At 67.7% G+C, this 16,960-nt stretch carries 14 protein-coding genes and 1 pseudogene; 6 read left to right on the forward strand and 9 right to left on the reverse strand.

The features are described from left to right. Positions 1–130 precede the first annotated feature (130 nt). Positions 131–3,187 carry a ricin-type beta-trefoil lectin domain protein gene (locus tag ACODT5_RS13035; RefSeq protein WP_422519332.1) on the forward strand — a complete coding sequence of 1,019 codons (3,057 nt, stop codon included), beginning with the start codon at positions 131–133 and terminating at the stop codon, positions 3,185–3,187. Positions 3,188–3,506: 319 nt separating this feature from the next. Here the strand turns inward: ACODT5_RS13035 and ACODT5_RS13040 are convergent, their stop codons facing one another. From ACODT5_RS13040 to ACODT5_RS13060, 5 genes are all read right to left on the reverse strand, one after another. Next, positions 3,507–3,785: a hypothetical protein gene (locus ACODT5_RS13040; protein WP_422519333.1), complete on the reverse strand. Its 279-nt coding sequence runs from the start codon at positions 3,783–3,785 to the stop codon at positions 3,507–3,509. Then, positions 3,782–4,150 carry a hypothetical protein gene (locus ACODT5_RS13045; RefSeq protein ID WP_422519334.1) on the reverse strand — a complete coding sequence of 123 codons (369 nt, stop codon included), beginning with the start codon at positions 4,148–4,150 and terminating at the stop codon, positions 3,782–3,784. Before ACODT5_RS13045 ends, ACODT5_RS13040 begins: the two co-directional genes overlap by 4 nt. Then, positions 4,147–4,413, reverse strand: a complete 267-nt coding sequence (locus ACODT5_RS13050; protein WP_422519335.1) for a hypothetical protein — start codon at positions 4,411–4,413, stop codon at positions 4,147–4,149. Before ACODT5_RS13050 ends, ACODT5_RS13045 begins: the two co-directional genes overlap by 4 nt. Positions 4,414–4,551: 138 nt before the next feature. Continuing rightward, positions 4,552–5,685: a hypothetical protein gene (locus ACODT5_RS13055; RefSeq protein WP_422519336.1), complete on the reverse strand. Its 1,134-nt coding sequence runs from the start codon at positions 5,683–5,685 to the stop codon at positions 4,552–4,554. A gap of 1,042 nt (positions 5,686–6,727) precedes the next feature. Continuing rightward, a complete protein-coding gene (locus tag ACODT5_RS13060) occupies positions 6,728–7,981 on the reverse strand; it encodes an IS110 family RNA-guided transposase (RefSeq protein ID WP_422519337.1) in 1,254 nt (417 codons plus the stop codon). Positions 7,982–8,378: 397 nt separating this feature from the next. On the opposite strand from ACODT5_RS13060, the gene ACODT5_RS13065 reads away from it, so the two are divergent. After that, positions 8,379–8,705, forward strand: a complete 327-nt coding sequence (locus ACODT5_RS13065; RefSeq protein WP_422519338.1) for a hypothetical protein — start codon at positions 8,379–8,381, stop codon at positions 8,703–8,705. A 1,028-nt stretch (positions 8,706–9,733) separates the two neighbouring features. On the opposite strand, the gene ACODT5_RS13070 is transcribed toward ACODT5_RS13065, so the two are convergent. The 3 genes from ACODT5_RS13070 to ACODT5_RS13080 all read right to left on the reverse strand — a co-directional run bounded on the left by ACODT5_RS13070 (position 9,734) and on the right by ACODT5_RS13080 (position 10,934). After that, positions 9,734–9,889 carry a hypothetical protein gene (locus ACODT5_RS13070; protein ID WP_422519339.1) on the reverse strand — a complete coding sequence of 52 codons (156 nt, stop codon included), beginning with the start codon at positions 9,887–9,889 and terminating at the stop codon, positions 9,734–9,736. A 111-nt stretch (positions 9,890–10,000) separates the two neighbouring features. Beyond that, the gene (locus ACODT5_RS13075) at positions 10,001–10,285 is read right to left on the reverse strand and encodes a hypothetical protein (RefSeq protein WP_422519340.1); all 285 of its coding nucleotides are present in this window, start codon (positions 10,283–10,285) and stop codon (positions 10,001–10,003) included. A gap of 115 nt (positions 10,286–10,400) precedes the next feature. Continuing rightward, the gene (locus tag ACODT5_RS13080; protein ID WP_422519341.1) at positions 10,401–10,934 is read right to left on the reverse strand and encodes an RICIN domain-containing protein; all 534 of its coding nucleotides are present in this window, start codon (positions 10,932–10,934) and stop codon (positions 10,401–10,403) included. 360 nt (positions 10,935–11,294) lie between these two features. On the opposite strand from ACODT5_RS13080, the gene ACODT5_RS13085 reads away from it, so the two are divergent. The 4 genes from ACODT5_RS13085 (at position 11,295) to ACODT5_RS13100 (ending at position 16,055) form a co-directional block, all read left to right on the forward strand. After that, positions 11,295–12,224, forward strand: coding sequence for a hypothetical protein (locus ACODT5_RS13085; RefSeq protein WP_422519342.1), 930 nt, complete (start codon positions 11,295–11,297; stop codon positions 12,222–12,224). Positions 12,225–12,409: 185 nt separating this feature from the next. After that, positions 12,410–14,032 (forward strand): peptidoglycan-binding protein, encoded by a 1,623-nt coding sequence (locus tag ACODT5_RS13090; protein ID WP_422519343.1) that lies wholly within the window; start codon positions 12,410–12,412, stop codon positions 14,030–14,032. Between the two features lie 5 nt (positions 14,033–14,037). Then, positions 14,038–14,805, forward strand: a complete 768-nt coding sequence (locus ACODT5_RS13095) for an ABC transporter ATP-binding protein (protein ID WP_422519644.1) — start codon at positions 14,038–14,040, stop codon at positions 14,803–14,805. Further along, positions 14,802–16,055, forward strand: a complete 1,254-nt coding sequence (locus ACODT5_RS13100; RefSeq protein ID WP_422519344.1) for an ABC transporter permease — start codon at positions 14,802–14,804, stop codon at positions 16,053–16,055. The genes ACODT5_RS13095 and ACODT5_RS13100 overlap by 4 nt, the downstream gene beginning before the upstream one ends. Positions 16,056–16,206: 151 nt before the next feature. On the opposite strand, the pseudogene ACODT5_RS13105 reads toward ACODT5_RS13100, so the two are convergent. Continuing rightward, a pseudogene (locus tag ACODT5_RS13105) lies at positions 16,207–16,951 on the reverse strand (transposase family protein). Positions 16,952–16,960 lie beyond the last annotated feature (9 nt).

Raw genomic sequence — 16,960 nt, forward strand, 5'->3', positions numbered from 1 at the left:
ACCCCAACTCACCGGACCGCCCTGCTGACCCGCCCCGCCCTGGTCCCTGTGCCCCGGGCGGGTCTTCCCCCACCGGAGGTACTCCCCACCCGGAGGAATCTCCACAGCAGATGCTCCAAGGAGGTAGTAGATGCGAAGACTCATATGCCGGCGCTCCGCCGCGATTGGCCTGATCACCGCAGCCTGCCTGGTCGCCGGCCTCGGTACCAGCCAGGCAAAGCCGGCGGACCCACATCCCAAGCGCGGCCACAGCAAGGCGGTGAACCAGAACGCCACGAGCAACGCGAGCGGTCCGAACACCTGGGGCAGCGTCCCCATCGGGGGCGGTGGCTACGTCACCGGCATGGTCGCCCACCCGGCCGAGAAGGACCTGGTCTACACCCGCACCGACGTCGGCGGCGCCTACCGCTGGAACGCCGGTGACCAGAGCTGGACGCCGATCACCGACTCGATCAAGGCCGACGACCGCGACCTGTACCGCATCGAATCGCTGGCCGTCGCCCCCACCGAGCCCGGCACCGTCTACCTGGCGGCCGGCAGCGGCTGGGACGGCAACAGCTCCATCATGAAGTCCACCGACCGCGGCAACACCTGGACCACCACCCGTCTGGGCATTGTCATCAATGGCAACGCGGGCGGCGACGACGACCCGTCGCGCAGCTCCGGCGAGCGTCTCGCAGTCGACCCCGGCACAGCGGGCGTCGTCTACTTCGGCTCCCGCAACAATGGGCTGTGGCGCAGCGGCGACGCGGGTGCCACCTGGGCCAGGGACACCCGCCTGTCCGCCGCCGGCACACCCGGCCGCGGCGTGGTGTTCACGCTGTTCGCGCGTACCAACGAGGCGGCCGGCGCTCCCACCAGGACCATCTACGCCGCGGTGTACGACGACGGCATGTACCGCAGCACCGACGCGGGCGCGACCTGGTCGCGGATGGCGGGCAGCCCGGTTCAGCCGAACCGCGCGGCGCTGGTCTCCAACGGTGACCTGTACGTCACGCACAAGACCGGTATCGCCAAGTTCTCCGGCGGGGCCTGGAACAACGTGACGCCGCCGTCGGCCGCGCAGTACAACGCGATCAGCGTGGACCCGGCCAACCCCTCCCACGTCGTCACGATCGCCGCCAACGGCAACGGCACCGCCAGCCCGTTCTACAACCCGATCTTCCGCTCCACCGACGGCGCCGGCAGCTGGACGGAGGTGAAGTACACCAAGAACAACACAGTCCCGTGGTGGCCGGACTTCCACTGGTCGGCGAGCACGGCCAGCGTCACCATCGACCCGTTCCGCCCCGGCCGGGTCTGGTACACCGACTGGTACGGCGTCTGGAAGACCGACGACATCACGGTCTCCCCGTCCACCTGGACCAACTTCGAGAAGGGGCACGAGGAGGCCGTAGTCGTCTCCAACATCACCTCGCCCCCCTCGGGGGACGTCTTCCTGCACAGCGGGGTCGCCGACAACGGCGGTTACGACCACACCTCACTGACCGACTTCCCGGCCTACAGCCACCGCACCGACACGTGGCCGGGCACCAACCAGCCCAGGGCTGCCCTGCCCGGGACCACCACCGGCATCGACTTCTCCGAAGCCGACCCGAAGTTCCTCGTGCGCGTCGGCCGGCAAGGCAACTCCGGCAACACCCCGATCGGCGGCTACTCCACCGACGCCGGTAAGACCTACACCAAGTTCAGCAACCTGCCCGAGGCCGCCGGCCGGGTCGCGGTCTCGGCCGCCTCCGACCGCATCGTCTGGGCGGCTCAGGGCACCGGCGACGGCAAGGTCCGCTACTCCACCAACCGCGGAACCAGCTGGACGCTCTCGACGGGCGCCCCGAGCGGGCTGATCCCCACCGACGCGAACTGGACCGGCTGCCAGCCGCTGGCATCCGACCGCGTGGACGGCAACAAGTTCTACATCTACAAGGCGGGCAAGTTCTACCGCAGCACCAACGGCGGAGCCACCTTCACCGACACCGGCGCCAGCGGCCTGCCCAGCGTCGAGTGCGGCTACTTCGAGGAGTTCAAGGTCGCCGCCGCCCCCGGCATCAACGGCGAGGTGTGGATCAACTTCGGCTGGAACGGCATCTACCGCTCCACCGACTCCGGCACCACCTTCACCAAGGTGAGCGGCATCACCGCCGCCCGGGTGTTCGGCTTCGGCAAGGGCCCCAAGCCCGCCTCGCCGAGCCCGGCCGCGCCGCCCTCCACCTACCTGCACGGCATCGTGGGCGGGGTGGACGGCATCTTCCGCTCCGACGACCTCGGCAGCACCTGGACGCAGATCAACACCACCGAGGCGATCGGCGCCCGGCTCAAGGACATGACCGGTGACCGGCAGGTCTTCGGCCGCGCCTACATCGCCACCGACGGACGCGGCATCTACTACGGCGCGTTGGCCGGCGCGCCGAACAACGGGCCGCAGGGCACGATTACCGGTCCCGGTGGCAAGTGCGTCGACGTGCTCGGCGACGACAACGGGACCGCCGGTACCCCGGTCGTGCTCTGGGACTGCCTGAGCGCGGCCAAGGACCAGCAGTGGACCCACCTGGCGGACGGCACCCTGCGCACCCTGGGCCGCTGCCTGGACATCGACCGCAACGAAACCGCGCCGGGCACCCCGGTCCAGCTGTGGAACTGCAACGGCGGCGGTAACCAGGTCTGGGCCCAGCAGGCGGACGGCTCCCTGCGCAACCCCCGGTCGGGTCTGTGCCTGGACGCCCCCGGCGGCAACACCGCCAACGGAACCCGCCTGCAGATCTGGCACTGCAACGGCCTCGCACCCCAGAAGTTCTTCGTCAACGGCGGCGCCCCCATCACCGGTCCCGGTGGCAAGTGCGTCGACGTGGCCGGCGACGACAACGGGACCGCCGGTGCCCCGGTCATGCTCTGGGACTGCCTGAGCACTGCCAAGGACATGTACTGGACCCACCCCGCCGACGGCACCCTGCGCACCCTGGGCCGCTGCCTGGACATCGACGGCAACGGCACCGCGCCGGGCGCCTTGGTCCAGCTGTGGGACTGCAACGGCGCCGGCGGCCAGAAGTGGGCCCAGCAGGCGGACGGCTCCCTGCGCAACCCCCAGTCGGGCCTGTGCCTGGACGCCCCCTCCGGCAACACCGCCAACGGAACCCGCCTGCAGACCTGGCACTGCAACGGCCTCGCACCCCAGAAGTTCCAGCTCCAGTGAACCCGGCCCTGCAGTACCGGTCGATCAACTAACACCCACCCCCTAGACGCGAGGCCCGCCGGCGAAGCCTGACAGCCGCCGGCGGGCCTCGCCATCCCAGCAGGCAGCCCAACCCCACAGCCTGCACGCCATGCCGAACACCGGATCCGGGACGGTGACCGAGATGCTGACTGGCGCCGGACGGGCCCGGCCCTGGCCCACGACCGGGCCCATAGCCCGGGTACCAGCCCGACACACCAGCGTGCATCGCTACTCAGGCTGCACAGTCGACCTCCCGCCAGGGGCGTGCCCCACCTCCGCACCCCCTGCCCTTCTCGTGTCAGAGCAGGTGCGGCGGCGGTACGACCAGGACCACGGCCAGGAGGCGCGGCCTCATACGCGGAAGCGCCTGGGTCTCGAACCACCCGCCGGAGGGGAGCATGTGACGGCGAGCCGTACCGGGGGTGGGGTCGCCGAGTTCGGACGGATCGATGCCGAGGTCGGCCAGCTCGACGATCTGGTCGGCGACGGCCTTCACCTCATCCCGGACCGCCTTCGGGTAGCCGACCTCGTCCTCGGCGTGGAAGGCGTACTCCCACACCCAACGGTCGTCGGTCACCGGGCGGCCTCGCCGGCGGTACGGAGGCCGGCCTCGGCGGCGGCGGCGTTGCGGATGCGGCTGATCTCGGCGGCGATGTCGCGGGCCTCGCCGAGGTCGGTGACCTCTCCGGCGCGGGCCTCAAGCACGTGGAGTCGGGCGGCGGTCTCCGGGTGTCGGGCAATGGCCACCTCAACGGCCCACGCCTCCGTGAAGGTGCGCAGGGGAATGGCGGAAACCTCGGCGCGCGCGCGGGCGGTGCTGGCCGCACGGTCACGGTCGAAATCGGCAAGCAGCTGCGGGGCCACCTGGGCCAGGGCGGCACGGATCGCCTCGGGCTGGACGGGCGGCTGCGGGATGGCGGACGGCTGGGGCGCGGTGCTCATGCGGCTTCGGTCCTCTCCTCCTGGTCAAGTTCGCCCGCACGGTAGGCGTTGGCAAGGGTGGTGACGTGCTGGCGGGACCAGCCGACGCGGCGGCCTGCCGCAGCTTTCTGCCCGTATCGGTCGGCGGAGCCGATCCGGCCCACCGTGTGATTGAGGTGCGCCTGCGCCCGCGCAAGGGCCTGCTCGGCCCGGCGGACGGCCTTGAGGGCGTCATCCAGGTCGGCCTTCTCGCCGTCGGTCAGGGGTTCACTCGCGGCTCGCACAACCCGAGCATAAACCGTCACCACCACTTGACGCTATGGGACTCTCCCGCTGGAGTGCCAGTAGAAGCGGTAGACAGCGGTCAACAGAGGGCTCGACGGGTCCGCTCCCACACTGTTCCCGGCCATCACCTCAGCCGGTCAGAGGCCACGCTCTTCCGAGCCACGCGGACTCCAGCCGCTTAAGTATGGCTTGAGCTCCTCGGGCTCGGGCGCACGTGTCGCCGGCATCCCGGGCAGCTCCCGCAACGGGTCCAGGGAGCTTACGAATGCGCGGGCCCACTCGAGCCAATGCCGGGTGGAGACTGCTTCCGGGGCTGCCGAACCGTCTGACGCCGCCAGCCGGCGCTCCATCGCATCGCAGTACTGACTCAGCGCCCTCACCTCATGCCAGTCCTTCGCCTGCTCACGCAGGACAGTGGCGAGCTGGGCCTGGATCGCCTGCTCCCGCGCCGAGTCCATCGCAGCCTGCCACCGGTGCTTCCGGTCCGCCTCGGCCCGCTTCTCCTCGATCCGGCGTTGAGCGTCTTCCCGCGAGCGGACTTCCACTTCGCGCAGGACCGCGCCGAGGACATCCTCCAGCCTCCACCGCTCCCGGTCGGCCCACTCGCCCCGGCGGCCCGAGCGACCGTACGGGAGCTCCACCATCAGACTCTGTGCCCGCTCCGGGTCCTCAGACAGCGGGAACTCCTGCTTGATGGTCACCGTGTACGTGAAGTCGCCGACAGCCAGGTCCAGCTCGCCCTCACGCCGGGAGGGACGAGAGGGTACGTACGTGCCGCCGTACCCGTAGGCCCGGCTGCGGTAGTTCCCATCCATCGGGTGCTCGCGTACCGCGTAGCCACGCTTCACCGCTTCCGCGCACAGGCCCTGGAACAGGCGCAGAGCCCTGCCCCGGAGAGGCGCGGACACGGCGAGCCGGTACCGGTCTTCCTTGAGAGCAGCCACCACTGGGTGAAGGGAGCGCAGTTGGGCGGGTACAGGGATGGGCGGCGCGCTCTCCGGCCTCTCGCTCTTCGCGTTGTGATGCGGCCCGTCTTCGAGGGAGATCTGAAGGTCGCGGTTCCGCAGGCGGAGTTTCTCGATGCGTTTCCCCGGCGGCGTGAGGTTGTGCCACTTCGCATAGTCGACGGCCCGCCGTAATTCGGCTTCCGTCTCCTCGTCGGGCTCCGGAATGACCACCCGCCGTTCAGCCACGAGCCGTTCGATCAGCCCCGCCGCCTTGGCCCGACGGGCCCGGGCGGCCATAGCCCGTTCCGAGTACGGCACAGCCATCTTCTTGGCGCCTTCCTGGGGCGCGTCGGCATACCGCGGATCCTCCGGATGGTGGCCGTGCTCCAGATGGAAACTCCCCGGCCTCGGTGACCTCGGCCCGCACCGCCCCATTACGGCGAACGAGAGCCAACAGCCCTCGGTCTCGCAGCGCATACGCGGAGAGCCGTTCAGTCGACGCCAAGCCCGACTCCTCGCCGGCACCCAGCCGCCGCAAGAGCTCTCGCTGGCGGTCGTTCAACGGGGACCATCGATGCATGCGCCCACCTCACGCTCTCAACCGGCAGATACCTCCTCCTGGCCAGTGGAGGCGAGGACGATCACCTGCGGCCGCACCGCAGTTCACTACAGAGCGTGACCATCGAAGGGCTCTGGCTTCACGCCGCCAAGGCCAGCGTCCGGCACCTCCACCGCGTACAGAACGCCGCCTTGGGTGGCGGCGCGGGCTCCCCGACCGGGCGCACAGCCCGGTCCAGGAGACGGCTCCACGCTCCTGACGCTACGTCAGCAAACAGGCTGGGCGAGCGTCAAATGAGCGTCACGAGCGTCAGATCAGCGTCAAGATATCGCCCGTAACGCCCACAACGCACATGATGCGCACCAACAAACCCGCAGGTCAGGCGTCCTTGGCCACCCGCTCCAGGATCGCCACGCACTCCACGTGGTGGGTCATCGGAATAAGATCTATCAAAAACAGGTTAAGGGAAACCGCAGGTCAGCGGCCTGTGAGGCGCAAATTGGACAGGTCACCCGTGTGCGTTACGTGCGGAGTGGGCGCCATGTGCAGCATGCTGACGCTCTTTGCCCACCTCTGATCATGGCAAGCCAGCCCCAAGCCGCCCAGGAAGCCGGTCGAGCACGAGGCACCGCGGGCTCCATGAGGGTGTCCAGAGAGAACCATGCCGGCCTGGCTGACGGTCCTACGCCCGCCCCAGGAAACTCACCAAGGCGTTCGTGCCGTCACTCTTCGTGTGGCTTCCACCCCCTCCATCACGGGTTGGGATCTGGTCGGAGGTACTTCCGGGGGGTGTCTCTATGTTCTTCGTCAAGGACGTGGTGCCGGGTATGAGGCTGTTGTGGGTGGCCATGCGGCGAGGGTGATGGTGGGGGTTCTGGACTCGTAGAAGGTGCCGTCGCGGAGCATGGCGAACAGGACGCTGATGCGTTGGCGGGCGAGGCGGAGGAGTGCTTGGGTGTGGGTTTTGCCGCGGGCTCTTTGCCGGTCGTAGTAGGTGCGGGAGGCGGGGTCGGCGTTCATGCAGGCGAAGGCGGAGAGGAACATGGCGCGTTTGAGCTGCCGGTTTCCGCCTCGTGGTGCGTGTTCGCCGTGGATCGAGGTCCCCGAGGATCTGGTCGTGGGGGCGAGGCCGGCGTAGGAGGCGAGGTGGGCTGCGCTGGGGAAGCTGGTGCCGTCTCCGACGGTGACCAGCAGGACTGCGGCGGTCCTGACGCCGACTCCCGGCATCGAGGTCAGGACCTGGTGAAGAGGGTGAGCCTCCAGCAGGCTGCTGATCTGCGCTTCCAAGGCCCGGCGCTGGTCGTGAACCGCCGCGAGGGAGGCGGCCAGGGACGGGATCACGATGTCGAGGGTCCCGGTTCCCGGGACCACGACGGTCTGTTCGTCGAGGGCGTCGAAGATCTCGTCGATCAGCCGCGCGGCCATCCGCGGGGCTTTCGGGCGGATGAGTTCGACGAGTCTGCGGCGGCCTGCTTTCCGCAGAGCGGCCGGGGATCCGTAACGTTCGAGGAGCCAGGTGACGGCCGGGTGGTCCAGCCGGGGGCCGAGCACGCGCTCCAGAGACGGGTGGAACTGAGTGAGCAGGCCGCGTATCCGGTTGCTGGTGCGGGTGGCTTCGGCGGCGAGGTCCTGGTCGAAGCCGGTCAGCACCGTGAGGTCGGCGGTGATCTCGTCGGTCAGCTCCAGCGACCGCAGGACGTGCGGCATGGTGCGGGCGGCGTCTGCGATCACCGCCGCGTCCTTCGCGTCCGTTTTCGCCTCGCCCGGATACAGATCAGCGATCCGCCGCATCGCGAGTCCGGGCAGGTAGGCGACCTCGCAGCCCGCGTGACGGGCGACGGTCAGCGGCAGAGCCCCGATCGATGCGGGCTGGTCCACGATCACCAGCACCGTGCCGAACTTCGCGATCAGCTTGTCGAAGACGGCCCGCAGCTTCGGTTCGCTGTTGGGCATCGCCTTGTCGAAGACTTTCTTGCCGGTCGGCGTCAGCCCGTGGCCGTGGTGGGCGCTCTTGCCGACGTCCATACCCAGGAAGACGCCCACATCGCCGGTGTCTAACATCGCACCCCTCCTGGGTGGTTGACCTGGCCGGCCTCGGCGTTGGCACCGTGCTCGCGCATCCACGTTATGCAGACCTGCCGCCCACGTCTCTGTCCGGCATTGCGCCGGGCCGGGCGGTGGCCGGGTCTCTCATCAGCGTCTCCGACGGCACCCCACGGACCGGCGACACCACCCCCCAGGCCATCCGTTCGACAGAGGGGACACAGTCATACCGGGCCCGGAGGCCAGCGGCCCCATTGCAGGACCGCGAAAAACATAACGGGGGCGAAACGCCCGGGCCCATCCGGTCATGCCTGGAACAGCGAGGCGAGGTGCCACGCGCCGGCGGGCCCGGCGGGAGCGGATGCATCGCACGTATACGCACCGCGGGGCCACGGTTTCGGGCATGCTGGTGAGCATGAGCAGCAGGTACGCACAGCTTCGGCCGTACACCCTGCCTGGCTCGCTCGGGGAGCTGAGCGGGCCGGCGGACGGCCTCGTGGTCCTGCCCCGGCACCTGGACTGGGGCCCGCACTACGAATACGACCTGGCCGACGACGCCGACGTGGTGCTCATGTACGAGCGGGTGATCCGCGAGGCACAGACGCCCGAGGACCTGCACGCTCACCTCAATGCCGACGTGCTGCGGAGCCACTGGCGGACCCTGTTCCTGCCAGGCCCGGCGAGGGCCGCCTGGGAGGCCCGCTTCCCCGAGCTCGCCAGCGCTTCAGCGGCGGCCGCGTAGTGGAAGATCTGCACCATCGGCTCATCCGCATCGGCCTGGAAGCGCTCGCCGAGGACTTCGGCTACCGGCTCGCGGGCGGATACGCCGTACAGGCTCATCGTCTCGTCAGCCGTGTCAGTGACGACGTCGACCTGTTCACCCCGATCGGACGCGCCGAGGGCGAGCTACCACAAGCGATCTCTCGCCTCGTCGAGGCGTACCGGACGGCCGGATACCTGGTCCAGGTGACCCAGCAGGCACAGGTGTACGCTCGCCTGCACGTCACGGATCCCGGGTCCGGAGCCCAGTCCAAGGTGGAACTGGTCGGTGACCTGATGCACCACCCGCCGGTCGAACCTCGGCCCGGTCCTCCACCTCGACGACCTCGCCGCGGCCGAGACCGGGGCGCTGTTCGGCCGCGCCGAAGTCCGGGATGCCATCGACGTCAACGCACTGCTGAAGGCCGGTTACACACGCGCCCGGCTGCTCGAACTCGCTGCACAGAACGAGGCAGAGCCCAGTCTTGACGAGTACGTGTCTGCTCTCGCCCGCGTCCAGCACCACACCGACAGGCAGTTCGCCGCATACGGCCTTGACGCGCCAGCCTCGGCCGCCATGAGTTCGCCGCCTGGCACCGCGAACTCACGGATCGACTGCGCGCCGAGTCCGCGAAGGATCGCGAGTCGCCGGCCGAGTTGTCCATTAACCAACCCGATAAGTCGGCCGAAAGCCTTCCCCCCGCTCCACCCCCTCGTCCCGGCCCGGACCCGAATCACGGAAGACCTACCAGGCGGTAAACGAACAGCAGGTGCGCGCAGGGCCAAGGCGCTTGATCACCTGGGCCAGGCGTAGGCGTGCTCTTCGGGGCCGCGCGGACTCCAGCCATTCAGGTACGGCATCTCCCGCAGCGGGTCCAGGGATCTTACGTAGGCGCGGGCCCACTCCAGCCAATGTCGGGCAGGGGCTGCGTCGGTGCCTGCCGAGGGGTCGGACGCGGCAAGCCGGCGTTCCAGGGCATCGCAGTACTGGCTCAGCTCCCTCGCCTGATGCTAGTACTTCGCCTGCTCACGCAGGACAGCGGCGAGCTGGGCCTGGATCGCCTGCTCCCGCGCCGAGTCCATCGCCGCCTGCCACCGGACCTTCCGGTCCTCTTTGGCCCGCGGCTGGAGGGTGACGCGGGCCGGGCTGCGCGGCGAGCCAGGCACAGATGTCGCTTATGGGCTAGTTCGGCGTACCACCGTTCAACCAGGCTCAGCCACGAGAACTGGTCGGCGTGAACTGCAGATGGAACCGCGGGTCCGCCGGCAACCACTTCTTCATGTCCGGCGTCCTGCGGGTCGCATAGCTTTCGTGGTCAGGTGGATCTGCAGGTCTGCGGGGACCTCCTTGTCGACCTTGGTCAGGAACCTCTTGAACTCGGCCGCCCGGTGGCGGTGGTGGACGGAGCGGATGACCTGGCCGGTCGCGACTGCCAGGGCCCATAAGAGGGCCGCGGCGCCGACACGGATTCTGGTCGACCAGTGGGGGGCCTTCTTCGGCCCCTCCGCGAGGGCCTTGATGATCACCCGCTCGACATCCGCGCTGGTGATCTTCGATGGCACACCGGGGCCGAGGCTCGTCCTGCATGCCTCCCAAGCCCCGGCCAATGAGCCGTCGCCGCCAGGCCCCGAACCGTCTCGGCACCGATCCCGAGACGGCGCGACACCTCCGTGATCACTAGCTCCAGCGCTGGTAGTTCCCACCGTTGCAGCCGAGGGTGTACACGTTGCCCGAGCCGTTGCTGTCCAGGCAGCGTGCGGTCGCCTTGTTCTTCAGGTACCAGCCCTTGGAGTCCTTGAGTTCGTACCAGCGCTGGTAGCTCCCGCTGTTACGCGACAGCTGGTATACGGCGCCGCTCGCATTGCTATCGAGGGCCGGGCCGTAGGTGCGGTTCACTTCGTTCCAGGTCACGCCGTCATCGGTTCGGATGTCGAGCCACACGGAGTCGTTGCCCCCACAGCTTCCCGTCGTCACGTTGTCGCTCCCAGGGTGAAGAAGGCATCTGCCTGTAGCCACATTCTTCCATGTGACTTCCCCGACTTCAGCCGCTGAAGCGGACCCAGAACCTCCGATTATGAGAATCGAAACGGCCGCCACTGCGCTGGCAGCCGACGCTATTCGCTTTGCAATCATCTGAGGGTACCCCCGTGCGTGATGGATCGATTCGAATTTCACATGAAGAAGCTTTGGAGCACCTCGGGAATTTATCATGCATCACCCATCCCGGGTAGATCATTTTGCCGAAGGCAGGCACCTGCCAGCTGCACACACCTCTCCTACGCGCCCTTGCGAAAACATCCGATTCGCCCACGAAAAGGTCAGATTCAACCCTTTATCAATCTTGGAGATCCAGAGACAAAATCCATCAGGTATGGGCTTTTTAAGCTCATCTCTGCCGATTTTTGCCGAAGTTGTGCGTATGGGCAGCGTGGAGAACTCGTCGAACCGGCGCGCTCGATGGTTAGTCAGCGCGGCCGGTGACCACCTAACCCCAGCAGCGTTCAAGATCGCAGTGCTACCCTCTGCACTCGGTGTAGAAATTGCGTTGATCGCCACTGAAAGGCTCCAATAATGAGGGCGAAGTCCCGCCGTTACGCCATCCCCCTCCTTGTCGCCTCCATCGCAGTGGCTGGCTGCGGGACAAGCAAAGAGGACAAAGTCGAGGAGCCCTCCGTCCCCGCTGGTGTTATCGGAGTTCCGGGAGATCCGTCGAAGCCGATCAGCTTCGATATCGGGGGTGCCACCTTTCGTCCAGGTGGGTCCCTCACGATGCCACTGGATGCATACGTCCCTCGCGCAGACCGGGTCCAGCTGTACCGTGCACTCGATATTTTGGACCGGGAGTGCATGAAGGAGCAGGGCGTGGACTGGTCGGGTCAGGCGCGAGAGCGAGGTATGGATTTTCCGATCGAGGCCGAGTACGGCGTGATCGACCTAGAATGGGCAAAGCTGCACGGGTACGAGGTCCCACCCGCCCGAGATTCCCTTGATCAGGCGAATGCTGCACCACCGGCCGAGCTTTCCAGCGCTGCGGTTGCCGCATACTTCGGCAACCCACAGAAGAAGGAAATGGGATGCGAAGGTAAAAGCCAGACGAAACTCTCCTCGGGGAAATCGGAAGCGGCCTATCAGTACCTTCGCGATCTCCAGGACGAAGCCCACAGCAAGGCGATCAACGATAGCCGTGTACGCACGGTGACTTCTCAGTGGAGTAAATGCATGAAGGACTCAGGATTCTCATATCCTGACCCTATAGCTCCGGCCACCGACAAAACCCTTCTGGGTAAGGGAGGTGTACCTTCCTCCACCAAAGAGAAGACTGTGGCCGTAGCAGATGCCACATGTAAGCGCCGCACTCAGTACGTGCAGGTCAGAGCGGTGGTTGGAGCCGCCTATCAGAAGGGCCTCATCGAGAGCAACGCCGAAAAGCTCCGCGAAGGACAGGCGGAGTGGAGACAGGCACTCGCAAGGGCAAACGATGTCCTGCGAGGCAAGATGTAGGTATCCGAGGGGGCCCTACAGCCTTCCCTGCTTCCCACGGCAATACCGGCCTCGGGTTCGCCGAATGCCAGCTCGCGTCGGCAGGTCAACAACTCCTCCCCCCATAACCGCCGCCACCAGGGCGCACTGACGGGCAAACAGGCAACCCGATGCGGAAACCAACTCGATGCAGTGAGAGGATCCTGATGGCGCCTGACGATGCTACCGACGCAACTCGGCATCCGGTGGACAATCAGCAGCCCGGGCTGATTCCCGTGCCGGCGGTCGCCCAACTCGACCCACCCGCATCGGGGATCATCCGACGCCGCAAAGTGCTCGGCTCCGTCGTGGTCGCCGCTGCCCTGTTCTCCATAGCCGGTGTCGGTGTGGGTTCGGTCATCAAGTCTCCGGCGCAAGCCGCTGCGGACAAGGCGGCGCCCCCTCCTTCGGTGCTTTCCGCGGTCCTGGAAAAAAGGGTATTGAAGGACACGGTGACGATCAGGGGGATGGTCTCCGCGGACCAGTCGGTGCAGGTGAACGGGGCGCCAGCGGGACTGGCCGATGGCGGGAAGCCCGTGGTGACCAAGGTGAATGTGAAGCCCGGGGAGACCGTTGCCGCCGGCAAGGTGCTGGTGGAGACCTCTGGGCGTCCTGTGTTCGCGCTCGAAGGCACTCTGCCGGTGTACCGGGACCTGAAGCCTGGAGCGACCGGACAGGACGTGGCTCAGCTACAGAAGGCATTGGCCGCTCTGGGTCACAATTCGGGCGCGGACAGCAGGGGGGTGTTCGGGGCCGGGACGAAGGCGGCAGTGCAGGCCCTATACACCGCGATCGGCTATGACGTCGTTCCTGCCAGCCCCCAGGGCAAAGAGCAGCTGGAGGGCGCGCAAACCGCGGTGACGCAGGCCGAACGGGCGTCCATCTCGGCGAAGGAAGCCTGGGAAGCGGCAAAGAAGGGGGCGGCCGGCCGGGCCGCTGGCTCCGGCGGCGGCACCGCAGGGGGGTTCGGCACCGGGTCAGAGGCCGGCAAGTCCCCTGGCCCCGAGGCTGGTTCGGCCACGGGTGGCGCCGCTTCCGGAGGTGGTGTCGATCGGGTGAAGGAAGCCAGGCGGACGATGGAGTACGCGGCGGAGGACTTGGCGAAGGCAAGGACCAAGCTGATCGAAGTACGAGCGGTGACCGGGCCGATGGTTCCCGCCGGCGAAGTGGTCTTCCTCAAGGGGTTCCCTGCGAGGGTCGATGCGGTGACCGCGACCGTGGGGGCCACGGTGGGGGAGAAACTACTCACGGTCTCCGCGGGGGATCTGGTGGTGAAGGGCACGCTGGCCCAACACGAGAAAGGCCTGGTCCGGCCGGGCCAGAAGGTCCAGATCCTGTCTGAGCTGAGCGGCGTGACGGCGACCGGCACGGTGTCCTCGGTGGCTGACACCCCGGCCCTGCCACAGGGGCAGAGCGGCCCGCAGGATGGCACACAAGGTGGTGCGTCCAGCGGCTCCACTCAGGGGTATCCGATGCTCGTGAAGCCCGACGGGATACTGGACGTCGCATTGGCGGGTCAGGATGTCCGGGTGACGGTCGAGGCGGCGGCTTCCTCCGGACCGGTCCTCTCGGCACCGGTCTCGGCGATATCGGCAGGGGCCGATAACCGCATGTCGGTGACAGTGCTGGCCGACGACGGCACGCGGCGCCGGGTGGAGGTGACTCCGGGGATGTCGGCCGATGGATTCGTGGAGATCACGGCGGCCGCTGGGGGGCAGTTGACCAAGGGTGAGAAGGTCCTGGTCGGCGTAGGTCCCGCCCTCGGTACGAGTGCGGGGTCTAGCCGGTGACCTCCATGTTCGAAGCTGGCGCCGCGGACGCGCCGTTTGGCGCCCGTCCCGCGGACCGCGTCGCGGTTGGCACCGGTGAAGGTACGGCCAGGCCGGTCATCCTTTTGGAGCGGGTGGGACTGACGTACCCGGGGCCACCGCCGGTTGCCGCACTCAAAGACTGCGACCTGACCTTGGCCCGTGGCGAGTACGCCACCGTGGTCGGCCCGTCCGGTTCCGGAAAGTCGACGTTCTTGAATGTGGTGGGGATGATCGACGCGCCCACCACGGGCCGCTACCTGCTCGATGGAGTCGACACCGGGGCATTGCGGGACGCGGACCGCACCGCCCTGCGCGGGCAGCGAATCGGGTTCGTCTTTCAGGCGTTCCATCTGCTGCCGCACCGCTCGGCGCTCGAGAACGTGCTGCTGGCGATGGTCTACAACGGCACCGCGCGCAAGGACCGGCGCGGTCGCGCCCTTGAGGCCTTGGGCCGCGTGGGCCTGGGGCATCGCATCGATGCCCTGCCCACCCGGCTGTCCGGCGGAGAGAGACAGCGGGTCGCGATCGCCCGCGCGCTGGTGGCTTCGCCGTCCCTGCTGCTGTGCGATGAGCCGACGGGAAATCTCGACACCGATACCGCGGGCTCGATCCTGGAACTCCTGGACGAGCTGCATGCGGACGGGATGACCATCCTCGTCATCACCCATGATCCGCAGGTCGCGCAGCGGGGGCAGCGGACCGTATCCGTTCGCGATGGTGTGCTGAGCGAGATGGTGCAGGTGGACACATGAGATCAAAGCCCCGCCGCAACCGCGAGATATCTCCGTCCACTTTCACTCTCGCCGACCTGCTGTCCGAATCCCTCGCCGGGGTGTTGCAGCGCCCGGCCCGCTCGGCGCTGACCGCTCTGGGCACGATCCTTGGCGTCGGTACGTTCGTGGCCATTCTCGGACTGACCGCCACCACGTCCTCGCAGATCGACGCCAGGTTCAATGAGCTGACTGCCACCGAGGTCACCGTCGAGGACACCGGAGGAGCGGGCGGCCCCACCAAGGGCATCACCATCCCCAACGCCTTTCCCCCGGATGCCGACGCCCGTGTCGGCGCCCTCAACGGGGTCAAGGCCGCGGGGGTGTACTGGACTGTCCCGCTGGGCGGGGCCACGGTCCGCTCCGCACCCTTGGGTGTCGACGCTCCTGCCCAACAGTTGGATGTAGTGGCCGCTTCCCCCGGCGTTCTGGAGGCTGCGGGACCCCAGCTGAAAGCCGGCCGTACCTTCGACCACTTCGCCGGTGACCGTGGTGAACAGGTCGCCATCATCGGCTCCGGCATGGCGTCCCGCCTCGGCATCACCACCCTGGAGACCAACCCCGCCATCTTCATCGCGGGACAGCCCTTCACCGTCATTGGCATCATCGAGGATGTCGACCGCAAGGCCGACCTCCTCCTCTCCGTGGTCATCCCGTCCAAAGCGGCGGAGAAGATCTGGGGAGGCCCCGGCCCTTCCAACCGCGCCAGCATGCTCATCTCCACCGACTTGGGCGCAGCCACCCAGGTCGCCGGCGAAGCCGCCCTGGCGCTCCGCCCCGACCACCCGGAATACCTCAAGGTCATCCCTCCCCCCGACCCCAAAGCACTGCGTGGCAACGTCACCTCCGACCTCAACCAGCTGTTCCTGCTGCTGGCCACCATCTGTCTGGTCATCGGAGGGGTTGGTATCGCCAACACCACCTTGGTCGCCGTCTTGGAGCGCACCGGCGAGATCGGCCTGCGCCGTGCCTTGGGCGCGAGGAGTCGGCACATCACCGTCCAGTTCCTCGCCGAATCGGGCGCCCTGGGAACCCTCGGCGGCCTGGTCGGAACCTCCTTGGGGACCATGACCGTCGTGGGTGTCGCCATCGCCCGGGACTGGACCCCGGTCATCCACCTTGGAACGATCGCCTCGGCCCCGGCGATCGGCCTGCTCACCGGTCTTTTCGCCGGCCTCTACCCGGCCTGGCGCGCTGCCAGCATCCAGCCGGCTGAAGCCCTCCGTCGTTGACCCCTCCCCGTCAGGCTGTCGATCGAACAGGAACAGATGCTCACACCGCATCTGGCGCGGGCTCGGCCTGTGTGCCAGCGTGTGCAAGGACCAGTCCTGCAGGTCGCCGAGGTCGGCGTCGTCGTGGCGCAGCCACTGAGCCATTCCAACCTCATGTTGAGGCGTGGTGAAGGACAAGGACGGCCTTCGCGATGTTGGTGATCCGGTTGGTGCTGCCGCGGAGCTTCAGCAGGAGGCGCCAGCCCTTCAGGACAGCCATGGCCTGCTCGCCGACGCACTGGATCTTGGCGTGGCTGCTGTTGTGTAGTCGCTTCCAGCGCTTGAGCGGTCGGCCGCAGAAGAGGACTCGGATATGCCGGCCTGCGCCTTGGTATGCCTTGTCCGCCCAGCATTTGAGTCCCACGGCGGCGAGCGCGTCGGTCATCCCGTGGCTCGGGCGGCCGTCAGGTCGTGGGGTGGCTCCGGGCAGGGCCGGGGATGCCCAGAGCAGTCGGCCGAGCGGGTCTGTGAGGACCTGCACGTTCATGCCGTGCCGCTTGTGCTTGCCCAAGTAGTAGGGGGGTGTCGGCGGCGATCCGGTCGATCGGCAGCAGGGTGCCGTCCAGAATCTCGAATGCCTTCGTCCGGGCCGTCTCCATCGCCTCGGCCAGGGTCGGTGCGCGAGCGGCCAAGACTTCGATGGCCTCGCGTATGTACCGGTAGACGGTCGCGATGCCGATTCCGAACCCGGCGGCAAGTTGGGCGTAGGTGTCGCCACACGCTATGTGCATCCCTTGGCCCCGAACAGGCCGACGCTGCTCGCAGGTTAAGCGGAGGTCGGCCTTGTTCGATGTGACCAAGCCTGCGACGCCTGGGTCGTCTTCGGGCCTCGCGAGGCGGTTGAACTCAAAGAGCAGACGCCGGCC

Source organism: Streptomyces tatrensis, assembly GCF_049310065.1.
Lineage (GTDB): Bacteria > Actinomycetota > Actinomycetes > Streptomycetales > Streptomycetaceae > Streptomyces.